The sequence below is a fragment of the Roseburia sp. AF25-13LB genome (assembly GCF_003478915.1).
Lineage (GTDB): Bacteria > Bacillota > Clostridia > Lachnospirales > Lachnospiraceae > Roseburia_C > Roseburia_C amylophila.
This window is the reverse complement of sequence record NZ_QUFO01000007.1, coordinates 141,395-153,451: the sequence shown is the minus strand read 5'-3', so window position 1 is coordinate 153,451 and position 12,057 is coordinate 141,395. Positions and strand designations below refer to the sequence as shown.

10 protein-coding genes are annotated in these 12,057 nt (G+C 42.3%); all 10 read right to left on the bottom strand.

Translation table 11 applies throughout. The features are described from left to right. Positions 1 to 389, bottom strand: a 389-nt coding sequence (locus tag DWY37_RS11190; RefSeq protein ID WP_147403591.1) for a T7SS effector LXG polymorphic toxin, incomplete at its 3' end; no start/stop codon positions are given. A gap of 582 nt (positions 390 to 971) precedes the next feature. Further along, positions 972 to 1,763: a sporulation initiation factor Spo0A C-terminal domain-containing protein gene (locus DWY37_RS11185; RefSeq protein WP_118541637.1), complete on the bottom strand. Its 792-nt coding sequence runs from the start codon at positions 1,761 to 1,763 to the stop codon at positions 972 to 974. A 114-nt stretch (positions 1,764 to 1,877) separates the two neighbouring features. Further along, a complete protein-coding gene (locus tag DWY37_RS15720) occupies positions 1,878 to 2,063 on the bottom strand; it encodes a hypothetical protein (RefSeq protein WP_147403590.1) in 186 nt (61 codons plus the stop codon). Next, entirely contained in the window at positions 2,053 to 3,321 is a 1,269-nt protein-coding gene (locus DWY37_RS11180) for a Y-family DNA polymerase (RefSeq protein WP_118541641.1), read from the bottom strand. Before DWY37_RS11180 ends, DWY37_RS15720 begins: the two co-directional genes overlap by 11 nt. Before the next feature lie 72 nt (positions 3,322 to 3,393). After that, positions 3,394 to 3,900 carry a DUF2798 domain-containing protein gene (locus DWY37_RS11175; protein WP_118057167.1) on the bottom strand — a complete coding sequence of 169 codons (507 nt, stop codon included), beginning with the start codon at positions 3,898 to 3,900 and terminating at the stop codon, positions 3,394 to 3,396. Positions 3,901 to 4,027: 127 nt separating this feature from the next. Further along, complete coding sequence (locus DWY37_RS11170) at positions 4,028 to 4,462, bottom strand: MarR family winged helix-turn-helix transcriptional regulator (RefSeq protein WP_118057166.1); 435 nt, start codon at positions 4,460 to 4,462, stop codon at positions 4,028 to 4,030. A 65-nt stretch (positions 4,463 to 4,527) separates the two neighbouring features. Continuing rightward, positions 4,528 to 7,956 (bottom strand): ABC transporter ATP-binding protein/permease, encoded by a 3,429-nt coding sequence (locus DWY37_RS11165; RefSeq protein WP_118541635.1) that lies wholly within the window; start codon positions 7,954 to 7,956, stop codon positions 4,528 to 4,530. Between the two features lie 215 nt (positions 7,957 to 8,171). Further along, a complete protein-coding gene (locus tag DWY37_RS16000) occupies positions 8,172 to 8,315 on the bottom strand; it encodes a hypothetical protein (RefSeq protein WP_197420839.1) in 144 nt (47 codons plus the stop codon). Positions 8,316 to 8,348: 33 nt separating this feature from the next. Next, positions 8,349 to 8,780 carry a hypothetical protein gene (locus DWY37_RS11160; RefSeq protein WP_117947664.1) on the bottom strand — a complete coding sequence of 144 codons (432 nt, stop codon included), beginning with the start codon at positions 8,778 to 8,780 and terminating at the stop codon, positions 8,349 to 8,351. Positions 8,781 to 9,097: 317 nt separating this feature from the next. Then, the gene (locus DWY37_RS11155) at positions 9,098 to 11,734 is read right to left on the bottom strand and encodes a cation-translocating P-type ATPase (RefSeq protein ID WP_118541633.1); all 2,637 of its coding nucleotides are present in this window, start codon (positions 11,732 to 11,734) and stop codon (positions 9,098 to 9,100) included. Positions 11,735 to 12,057: the final 323 nt, after the last annotated feature.

Genomic DNA, 12,057 nt, shown 5'->3' with positions numbered 1-12,057 from the left:
GACAGTTCTCTCTCAATATCCGCTACTTCCTCTGCTACCGCATCAAAGTCTGATCTTGCTCCCTGAATGTTCTCCTCCAGTCCCTCCATGGAATCCTGAGACATCTCTGCCATCTGGTCAGAATCAATGTTATAATACCAGTCTGTATAGAGTATAAAGCTGCTCCGGTAGGTTTCTATCGTATCTTTTATCATATTTGCAAGATTCATATGATAATCCCACATATAGCTTCTTACATGCTCTGCTGCCTCTCCGTGCATCTCCGGCATGGTAGCAATCTCTACAATACTGCATCTTACCGCATCTATCTGCTCTATCCACCGGTCAAGCTGTGCCAGAATCAGTTCCCGAATGCTGGTAATTTCTTCATACTTTACCTGAAATCCCATAACTTTCTCCACTTTTATTATTCTGTTTTTATCCTGTCTGTTATCTATTTTTCCCCTTTTCCATTCGACTTTCAAGGAAAAATATTCGACTTATTTTTGTCTGAAATTCGACTTTTCAGCACCCTATATTCGACTTTTGTGCCACCCTTATTTTTATTATATTTTTTCTTCCAAATTCCTTGTTTTATGCTGTTTTTTTCAAAATTTCCTTTACCGCTTTCCAGCAGATTCAAGGTCGAGCTAAAAATTTTTTAAGTCGAATTATATATAAAAACCGGTTACACTCATGCACGAAGTACGAATTGGTTGTGCATTTTTACCAATAACTATAACCATAATTTCTTGCAATGCAAAGCAACTACGAAAAGCACACTTTGCGAATTTCTCGCATAAAGAACAAAGAATGTGCCTTGACACATTCTCGCGCCTGCGGCGGTCGCTTGCGACATCTACCTTATACGCCGCAGTGCGCATCCTCGCGGAGCGTTTTTTACTTTACAGGAAAGCAATTTCCTGTAAAGTAAAAAAAGAAATCTGAATCTCCTTAGAAATTCAAATTTCTTCTATCTTGTAAGTATTTATTTAATGTAAAACATTCCTCAATCGTCTGACCACACACTGAATATACTCTGTATTCGATGGTTTGTTCTGTATTGAGCCTCTCCATTCTGGATTCTTGAGGTATGATATCTCCTTATCTGGCCTTGACCATACCCGTTCTATTACGTTTCGAATTGATTTTTCCACACCACTTACTGATGTCTGATATACTTGTGCAACCTGCGGATAAACATCATTCGTTATCTGGATTGACGTACCATTGGGAACAGCCAACAGAATCCCAATTGCTCTTGCAAGATATTTGGTTCCTTTTCGGTCCGGCTCAAAACCGCTTTTTATCAGTTCACCCCATGCCAGTACATACTGAATTTCGGTTTCTTCCTGTTCCGTATAGATTACCTTTCTTCCATTATGATATTCGCTTTCTCCATCTGCAGTCGTTGGTGCGGTCAGCTTAATTATTTCAATAATTTTCTTTGGTGAAAATAATTCGTTATTTTTCTTATAAACCAAATCTATATCTAACTTATTGATGCTATGCAGAAAATGCTCCGAACCATAATTTGTTGTTACGATAATTTCCGGATGTTTCTTTAACTTCCGTTTCATCTCTATAATGAGATGGATTCCGTCACCTTCTTCTAACTCCAAATTTACAATTACTGCATCTACTTCCTGTTCTGTCAGAATATTGATTGCATCACTCTGCCGCCCCGTTACCGCTACCAATGCAAATTCTTCATCCCGGGCTATTTCTAATGCATATTCCTTGCATAAAAGTTTATCACTGTCTACAAGCATGATTCGAATCATTCTTTCTTTTCCTCCCTCAGCATTCCGATTCAGCTTCCTAGCTGTTTTGTGGAATCTACTCCCTGTATCTATACAATGCTACAGATATATATTTATATCATTTGGTCTAAAAAATCAATACCCTTTCTCTTTTTCCTTCTTCCGCAGTGCTTCCTTAAAGCCCTTCAGGGCATCGAAGGGCATAAACTGCTTGGCACGGTCTTCGATGTCCATTTTCTCTCTTCTCAGATTCTCTCTCTCATTCCAGCCGGATGCTGTTTCCTGCTGTCCAGCTCCCATGGTGTCTCTTCTATACGCCACTCTTATGCCCTCCAATCTGACCGTTTCGTTCTATTGTCGTTGCACTCTCTTCCAAATTCATTCCCTTTAAAATAGCATTCCTGCCGTAGCGCTGCTTGATGGAGATTACTGCACGCTGTGCCTTCACATCCTTCTCTGTCTCTTCCAGATTTGAAAACAAATCAAATTGCTGATAATCTTCTGTCATTACGCCGGTATAAGTCAATGTAATCCGCCGGATATATGCTCCCGGTCTTACAATTCTCCGATAAAGCTGCTCTACATAAGACAGCAGCCGGCGGTTGGAGCTGGTTGCACTGCGCAGCGTTGTGCTTCCCTTCGCCGGTTCAAAGCATTTCTGATTGCTGTAACCGATTACCAGACTGATATGGGATGTTACAAGACCCTGGTCTACCAGATCAAGGCACAATAAATCTGCCATCTCTTTTACCACCAGTACACCTTCCTCATACTCATAATCCCGCGGCAGCACCTGCCCGCTGGAAAAGGATGTATTCTTCGGCCGATATGCCTTGATGTCCGCTATCGTTACCGGTTCTCTTCCCCATGCGTGATCAATTAACAGCTCTGCATCTATGCCAAAAGCCTTATATAATAAAGACTCTCTGGCATGGGCAATCTCTTTCATTGTACAGATGCCCATATTCGATAGACGCTCTACCGTTCCACGCCCCACCCGCCAGAAATCAGTCAGCGGTTTATGTTTCCAGAGCTTCTCCCGGTAGCGTGCTTCATCCAGATAGGCAATCCGGTCTGTCTCATGCTTTGCCATAATATCTAAAGCAACCTTCGCTAAATAGAGATTGGTTCCTACTCCACAGGCGGCCGGAATCTTCGTGGTATCTAAGATATCCTGCATAATTTTTCTGCCCAGTTCCACTGCTGTCATCTGATAGAGATGCAGATAATCCGTCACATCCAAAAATGCTTCATCAATGGAATAGACCTGAATATCTTCTTTTGCAATATATTTTAGATATACGCCATAGATTTCCGCCGCATAATCAATATATAGCTGCATACGGGGTGGTGCCATCTTATATGGAATTTCTTTGGGAATCTGAAAGACACGGCACCGGTTGGGAACTCCCATCTGCTTTAACGCCGGTGATACGGCAAGACAGATGGTTTTCTCTGAGCGTTCCGGGTCTGCGACTACCAGCCTGGCAGTCAGCGGATCCCATCCCCGTTCCACGCACTCCACCGATGCATAAAAAGATTTTAAATCAATACATAAATAGATTTTATTTCCATTCATATCAATGCCTTTCAAGAACATTTGTTCTTGTTTTATGTTAGCACATATGTTTGGATTTTACAAGAGGAATTCTTATACAGGATTTCCACTTTCTGCTTCTAATAATACGGTTCCAACCGGAAATGCTGTCCGAAAAATCTTTCTTACCAACGGACCTGCAATCAGAAGCTGAAACGGCAGTGCCATAATAAAATTCTTTGGAATATTGGTAAGCCAGATAATCAGAAGCATATTCCATGCTCCGCTTTTTACGCAGGCTTCCAGTCCACCGTATAAGGACATGAAAATTACCATCGGAACTACCATACAATAGGAAACTGCAATCACTTTTTTCGTTGTGCTGCTTTCCGGTTTTACCAGAAAACGAAATGCAAATCCCTTTGCAATTTTAGATACCAGAAGCCAATCCAGACACATTGCGCATACATATGCCAGCGGGAATCCCAGCCAGCCTTCTCTTATTACTTCCATATTCAGTGTTCCCATATGCAGTGCTACATTATACATACTCATCCATAATACCATGGTAAAACACATTAACACCGTATAAATCAAACTTTCTCTCTTATGCATTGGCATAATCATTACCTCCATTTTTCTTTCATTAAGTCGTAAAGCTACCTATTAGTTCAAAACGAAAGTGAAATCAGAAAAGGAAATTTACACGGCAACTTCCTCCTCTTCCGATTTCACTTTTATTTTATGCTTAGGAAATATTCTGTAACATCATCTCTGTCATTTGCAGAAATGCTTCCTTCTGCTCCGGTGTAAAATCCTTACACATATCTTTTACAACCAGTGCTTCCTTCTTCGCAATCTCCTTATGAATTCCACGGGATTTCTCCGTACAGGATATTTTCTTATAACGCCGGTCATTCTCACTTGGTGCACAGATTAAAAATCCTTTTGCCTCAAGCCTTTTTATAATTCCCGTCATTGTCGGATGTGTCACCTGCTCGATATGTTCTAAGTCCTTCTGATTTACTTCTTCCACTCCATTATCTTCCATCAGACTGACTTCGCCTAATACCCGAAGCTGAACGGCAGTAATTCCGATTTCTTCTGCCCATTCATCCATTTTGCGACGGAATGCCCGGTCTATAATTGCAATCCGAAGTCCAAGCGGCATCTTCACTGCCATAATTTCACTCCTTTTAGGTAGCTTTGCTACTTATTATAAATGTTTTTCAAAAAATGTCAATCTCATTATTCTGTCCGGAGTGCTGTTACCGGGTCACTCTTCGATGCTTTCTTTGATGGGATCAGACCACCCAGAAGTGTCAAAAGGATACTGAGTAAAATCAGCACCAGTGCCGGAACTACCGGAAGCACCGCACTTACATCGGTTGTATTTGCAAGATTATGGATAATCGCATTGACCGGAATAATCAGAAGCAGTGTAAATCCGATTCCAATCAGTCCGGCACACAGTCCGATAATAAAGGTCTCTGCATTAAATACCTGGGAAACATTCCGCTTCGATGCTCCGATAGCTCTTAGGATTCCGATTTCTTTTCTTCGCTCTAACACACTGATATAAGTAATGACACCAATCATAATTGAAGATACCACCAGCGAAATTGCCACAAATGCAATCAGTACATATGTGATAATATCCACAATATCGGTTACGGAAGACATCAGCGTTCCTACCATATCGGTATAGGTTATCACCTGCTCGTCCCTGCCTTCCTTTTCCATGCGGTTATTGTATGCATCTAAAATTTCTACCACATGCTCCTTGCTTTCAAAATCCTTCGGATAAATATTAATTCCGCTTGGCACTGCAAAATCCACATAGCCTAATTTCTTTAAGTTATTCTCATAGGTTGTTCCGGTTGCAGAACCCATAGACATCAAAAGCTCTGTCAGCTCATCCTCATTCATATTAATCTGAAATGCATTTAAAAATGCTTCTTCATCCACCTGCATGCCGGATGCCATGGCACTTTGCAGCTTGTTTCCCATCTGTGTCACTGCCTGCTGCATATACTGCTGTATTGCCGTCATCATCTGCTGCTGTACTGCATCCACATTCATAACATTCGAAAGTCCGGCTGCAATTCTCTGCTGACCATCTGCTGTATTCAGATATGCCGCAAAAGAATCTCCCAATTTTGCCGGGTCAGGTAATCCATTATTCTGTGCATAAGTCTGATAACCTGCAAATAATTCAGAAGACAATTTCTGCATCTGCTCCTGCGTAATCTCAATATTTCCACTACCTGTAAATATCTCAGATGCCCACGCTGTTATGATCCCCTGGGCTTCCTCTGTCTGCAAATATTCTGCTAAGTACTCATCAAATTTCTCCGGGTCGGTATAACCATGGTCTATGACATATTGCTGATATCCACCCATAATCTGCTGGATGAGGCTCTGTATCTGCTCCGGTGTAATAGTTACCATGCCATTTGCCGTAATAATCTCTTTGATATTATCGGATAAAATTTTCCGGGCTTCTTCCGTATTTAAATAGTTCATAAAATACTGGGACAGATTCGAATAATCTGCCTGCGGATTATCCTTTGCATACTGCTGGTAGCCCTCTAAGAGACTGCCTGCAATTGCCTGCATTTCTTCCGCAGAAATTGACTGACCCATGGAAGAAGCATCCATGGAAAATTCTTCGGACAAATCGGCACTTCCCATATCCCCCATAGAATTTTCCAACCCGCTTAAGGCACTTTCATCAAAGGAAAATGCTTTTTCCAATGCTTCACTGTCTACGGTAAACAATGACTGCATATCAAATCCGTTTTCCTTATCTACCTCACCAAACGCTTCATTGGTAAAGACATTTACGGATGGATTTGCAAGCTGCTGTTTTACTATCTCACTCTTTGCCGATTCCTCTGCCACATGCTTTGTCAGAGATTTTGGATATGCAATTCCTGTATTTAAGGATGCGGCATTACTTCCTTCTGCCGGCTGCACCACACCTACAATCGTAAGCTCTTCTCCATCTGCCACCAGTTGTTTCATAAAGTCTTCATTATCCGACTTATCCTTCCAGACCTGATACTCTTCATCATAAGTATAATAATCCGCACTGTTCACCAGTTTAAACTGGATTCCTACCAGATCCTTATAAGTATAAGTTCCAAAATCAGATGGTGTCTCAATATTTTCCTCACTGGCAAACTGCTGTATCATTTCATCTAATTCCAGCGGGTCACGAAGACCTAATGTATACAGTAAAAAGTCACTAATTCCGCCATTGGAAGTAAGCACCACCACACACTCATTATAATTTTCCGGCCAGCGTCCTTCCTTAATATCATACTGCTTTTCATATAACTTACTGTTTTCCGGCATCTCATAAAAAACATCCGTGCTCATCATGGATGACATCAGACTATTGGAACCAGATGAAGTTCCAAGACCTACTGCATCAAAAGATTTGTCCGGATTTACCTGACGTATCCCGTCTTCATTTTCCTTAAAAATCTGCGGACTGATATTATAAGTATACTCCACCGCTGTAGTATACTGCTCAATTCCACTGTCTCCTTCATCAAGATACTTTTTCAAAGCCTCCAGGTCATTAGATGCCATCGTGGAAAACATATTGGTTACCATCTTAATGACTTTTACTTTATCCCCGGAATTTTCTTTATCTGTTTTGGCATTTCCGTCATCACTTTCCGTATTCTTTTCAGAATCTGCCATTCCAAGGCTCATGGATGCAAGGCTGAATCCCGTACTCTGAATCTGCAGCGGATACTCGGATAAGGTCTCTTTCTCTACATTTTTGATATATTTATTTACACCGGTAGAAAGAGATAATATCAGTGCAATGCCGATAATTCCAATAGAGCCTGCAAAGGAAGTCAGCAGGGTTCTCGCCTTTTTCGTTTTTAAATTATTAAAACTTAAGAACAATGCCGTAAGAAATGACATGGAGGATTTTCCCATGTTTTTATGCTCTGGTTCCTTCAGCATTGCCTCATCCACTTCATAAGGATTGGAGTCGGCACGGATTTTTCCATCACTTAATCTTACAATTCTGGTAGCATACCGCTCTGCTAATTCCGGGTTATGGGTTACCATAACTACCAGCCGGTCTTTTGCCACTTCCTTCAGCAAATCCATGACCTGCACACTGGTGTCACTGTCTAATGCTCCCGTCGGTTCATCCGCCAGCAGAATATCCGGGTCATTGACCAAGGCTCTTGCAATGGCCACACGCTGCATCTGTCCACCGGACATCTGGCTTGGCTTCTTGTGTAACTGGTTTCCCAGTCCCACCTGCTCTAATGCAGCAATGGCACGTTTCTTCCGCTCTGCCTTGCCGATACCGGAAATGGTCAATGCCAGTTCCACATTTGCAAGCACAGTCTGATGTGGAATCAGATTATAACTTTGAAATACAAAACCAATGGTGTGGTTCCGGTAAGAATCCCAATCCCTGTCCTTGTATTTCTTCGTGGATATTCCATTGATAATCAAATCTCCGCTATCATAACGGTCGAGTCCTCCGATAATATTAAGCAACGTGGTCTTTCCCGAACCACTCGGTCCGAGGATTGCCACGAACTCATTATCCCTTAAATTTAAGCTGACATCATCCAGTGCCTTCTGCACCAGACTTCCGGTCTTATATTCCTTATAAATGTGTTGAATCTGAAGCATATGATATTCTCTCGTTTTCCATTTTTTATTTTTCTATTTTACTTTTTCTTTCTCACTCTGTTTTTTATATTACCTTATTTTGAACATTTTTACATCTCACTTTTGAAAAATATCATGGTTTTCATAAAAATTTTAGAAATACCAGTAAGTGCATAAAAAGAGAATTCTGTTTTCTGACCTGCTGCCAGATTCCAGAATCCTCTTTTCTTTATCTTCTAATCAAATAATCCAATGTGATATTTTACCTTCCGGCAAATCTTCCATACCAGAAGTACCGGCATTGCCAGTACCAGATAAGCACAGGAAAGAATTCCTACTCCACCACCTAAGATTATCATAATCCAGATAAAAATATTCATTTCTTACACCTCGCATATTATTATTTTATGTATTTAATATGCGGGTGCCAATGCTTCCTTCTTTCCGTCCGCCTTCCGCTCAAACCTTGCTAACATCAGGCTCCTTAGTACATTATCGCCATGCTTCTTCCGATTCCTCTGAATACGTCCCATAAAAAGCTGTGGCAGCACCACCAACAGCAGCCAGAACATCATTCCAATATTTCTCCTATGGTTCGCCAGTCTACCGCTGCAGCCTAGTGTCAATGCCGCAATGCCTGTATTCTGCATCTGCTCCTCTCTGGATAACATCTTATCCGGAGTATCTAAAAGACGGACATTCTTTAATTCTATGTAATTTACTGCAAAGGCTTCTTTCTCTGCCGGGGAAACCTGTTCTGTTCTGGTGGATGCGCCTGCAATGGCTACCAGAAACAGGATGCTCCACAGCAGTGCCAAATGCCTGATTATCTTTTTCCGATACATCTGTCTCATTCCTTACCTTGTGATTAAGCTTAGTATATGTCGCAGGACAGCTTCCGTCAAGAGTTGATGCAGCCAGATGGGCTAAGGACAGAGAGAAAAATACAAGCACAAATTTGCGCCGGTTGCCAGCCGAAATCAAACACAATATCGAAATTCTTATGTGCCCTTGCAGATTCCAGTTCGCATCCGCTTCCGACGGACAGACGGGGTGAGCAGTCAAAGCAGCGGAAAGACAATTTATTATCAGAAAAAACACTTTCAAGAACGATAACGCATTTCATCAAAAACTTCTTCCCGGACACCGGCGCAAATTTGGCTTATTTTTTTAACTCTCTCACTCCTCTGACCATCTGGATGACAACGGTCGGAAGTGCTGCCAGCAGAATAATCTCAATCACAGCAGGACCAGACAATGATTCTACTGAAAATAACCCCCGCAGCGGCGGTACAAAAAGCACCAGTCCCAGCAGCACGCTTCCAGACACAAATGCAAGGATACTGTATGGATTTCCGGTAAAGCCCAATGCAAAAATGGTCTTGTTTCCACGACAGTTAAATCCATGGAAAAGACGCGCCAATGTCAGTGTTGCAAATGCCATAGTGGATGCCATTGCCGCACCCTTTCCATTTCCGATATAAAATGCTGCCATGGTGGATGCCGCAATACATAAGCCCTGCAACATAATTCGCCGGAATGTCTCTCCAGATAAAATTCCTTCCGATGCCTGCCTTGGTTTTTCTTCCAATAAACTTGCATCCTGCGGTTCCACGCCAATGGCAATTGCCGGAAGGGAATCTGTCAGCAGGTTAATAAACAGTAAATGCACCGGAGCAAATGGAACCGGAAGCCCCAAAAGGGATGTATACAATACAGATAAAATTCCTGCCATGTTGCCGGAAAGTAAAAATAAAATAGCATTTTTTATATTACGGTAAATGTTTCTTCCGTTAGTTACTGCTTTGATAATCGTAGCAAAGTTATCATCTGTTAATATCATGGCTGCCGCATCCTTTGCCACTTCCGTTCCGGTTATTCCCATGGCTACTCCGATGTCTGCCTGCTTTAATGCCGGTGCATCATTTACACCGTCTCCGGTCATGGAAACGATATTGCCCCTCTTCTGCCAGGCTTTTACAATCCGTATCTTATGTTCCGGTGACACTCTCGCATAAACAGATATTTTATCAATTTTTTCTTCCAGTTCCTTTTCCGGGCAGGCATCCAGCTCTGTTCCGGTTAATGCCAGATCCCCCTCTTCGTAGATTCCAATACGCTTTGCAATCGCAACGGCTGTGATTTTGTGATCTCCGGTAATCATTACGGTGCGGATTCCCGCCCGCTTCGCATCTGCTACTGCCTGTATGGATTCTTCCCTTGGCGGGTCTGCCATGGCAGCTAATCCTAAAAAGGTAAGTCCATTTTCATTTTCCACCGTCAGTTCTCCCCCGGACTTCTTACATGCAAATGCCAGTACCCTGAGTCCCTTTTCAGAAAAATGCTGATTCTGCTTCTGGATTTTTGCGATTTCTACATTATCCATCGGTCTTATCTCTTCTTCATATGCCACATTTATGCAACGGTTTAAAAGGACATCTACTGCTCCTTTTGTAAAAATAATTTCTTCTTCGCCATGCAGCCGGTATTTACTGCTCATGCATTTCCGTTCAGAATCAAATGGAATTTCTTCTAATCTCGGAATCATATTTCGAATCGTTTCTTCCTGTATGGTAAGCTGCCCTACATTTTCCGTTCTGTCCTGATTCAGGCGGACTTCGTGGAACATTTCCAACAGGGCAGATTCTGTCGGATCTCCCAGTACTTTTCCATCCGTTATGCTGGCATCATTATTTAAAATAGCATTGTATAAAAAAAGCCTTTGCAGGCTGGACTCCAAGGTCATCTCATCCGGTTTACAAGTCATACCATTCAGATAAACCTCTTCCACATGCATCTTATTCTGTGTCAGTGTTCCCGTCTTATCGGAGCAGATTACCGATACACAGCCTAAGCTTTCCACAGCTTTTAATTCTTTGACAATGGCGTGCTCCTTTGCCATTCTCCTGCTTCCCATTGCCTGCACAATTGTAACAATGGAGCCTAATGCTTCCGGTATTGCCGCTACTGCCAGTGCAACAGCAAACATCATGGCATCAATGACCGGCATCTTCCGGTAAATGCCAAGACAAAAGACCAGTGCACAGATTGCCATAATCAGTATTGCCAGCTTTTTGCTGAAAGAATCAAGACTTATCTGAAGCGGAGTCTTCCGCTCCTTCGTCTGATTCATCAACCCGGCAATCTTTCCTAATTCCGTTTCCATTCCTGTTGCTGTTACAAGTACCTCCGCTCTTCCATATGTTACAAAGCTTCCGGAAAATACCATATTTTTCCGGTCTGCCAACGGTACTTCTTCCGGCAATACTTCTTCATTTTTTTCTACATTGACAGACTCTCCTGTCAGTGAGCCTTCATTGACCTGCAGGGAATAATTGCGAAGAATTCTTCCGTCTGCCACAATCATGTCCCCTGCTTCTAAGATTACATAATCCCCGGGCACAATCTCTTTGGATGCAATCTCCTGACGTTTTCCATCCCGGATAACTCGGGCCGTTGGTGCCGCCAAATCCTTCAAACTATCCAGTGATTTTTCTGCCTTCCTATACTGTATCGTACCAAGAACAGCATTCATAAGTAATACCAGAAAAATTACGATAGTGCTCTCAACATTTCCGGAAAACATGGAAATAATTGCTGCAATAATCAGGATTATGACCATCAAGTCACAAAACTGACTTAAAAACACCTGCAGCAGACTCTTATGTCTGCCCTCGCTCAGCCGGTTCTCGCCTGTCTCTTTTCGTATTCTTTCTACTTCTTCTTCTGTTAATCCTTTTTCCCGAAAGCCAAACATTTCTTCCAACTGCTCTTTCGTACAATTCCAATATGCTTTCATATACGCTTAACCTCCTGCTTTTTATGTTACCGGGTATCAACTATGCGCAACAAAGAATGTGCCTTGGCACATTCCCGCGCCTGCGGCGGTCGCTTGCAACATCTACCTTATGCGCCGCAGTGCGCATCCTCGCGGAGCCTCTTTTACTTTACAGGAACGCAATTTCCTGTAAGCAAAAAAGGAACGAGCACTTTTACCGCATCAAAATAATACGGTAAAAGTCTCGTTCCTCTGCAGTGTATATTCCGGTTATCCCTCTTCAGATAACGTGATGACGAAAAATACAACACCGGCTATCCGGTGCGAACTACTCCCTGATACGC

Coding starts and splice junctions, on each gene's coding strand:
- DWY37_RS11185 (WP_118541637.1), bottom strand. CDS start 1,763: ATGATTCGAATCATGCTTGTAGACAGTGATAAACTTTTATGCAAGGAA.
- DWY37_RS11180 (WP_118541641.1), bottom strand. CDS start 3,321: ATGAATGGAAATAAAATCTATTTATGTATTGATTTAAAATCTTTTTAT.
- DWY37_RS11175 (WP_118057167.1), bottom strand. CDS start 3,900: ATGCCAATGCATAAGAGAGAAAGTTTGATTTATACGGTGTTAATGTGT.
- DWY37_RS11170 (WP_118057166.1), bottom strand. CDS start 4,462: ATGGCAGTGAAGATGCCGCTTGGACTTCGGATTGCAATTATAGACCGG.
- DWY37_RS11165 (WP_118541635.1), bottom strand. CDS start 7,956: ATGCTTCAGATTCAACACATTTATAAGGAATATAAGACCGGAAGTCTG.
- DWY37_RS16000 (WP_197420839.1), bottom strand. CDS start 8,315: ATGAATATTTTTATCTGGATTATGATAATCTTAGGTGGTGGAGTAGGA.
- DWY37_RS11160 (WP_117947664.1), bottom strand. CDS start 8,780: ATGTATCGGAAAAAGATAATCAGGCATTTGGCACTGCTGTGGAGCATC.
- DWY37_RS11155 (WP_118541633.1), bottom strand. CDS start 11,734: ATGAAAGCATATTGGAATTGTACGAAAGAGCAGTTGGAAGAAATGTTT.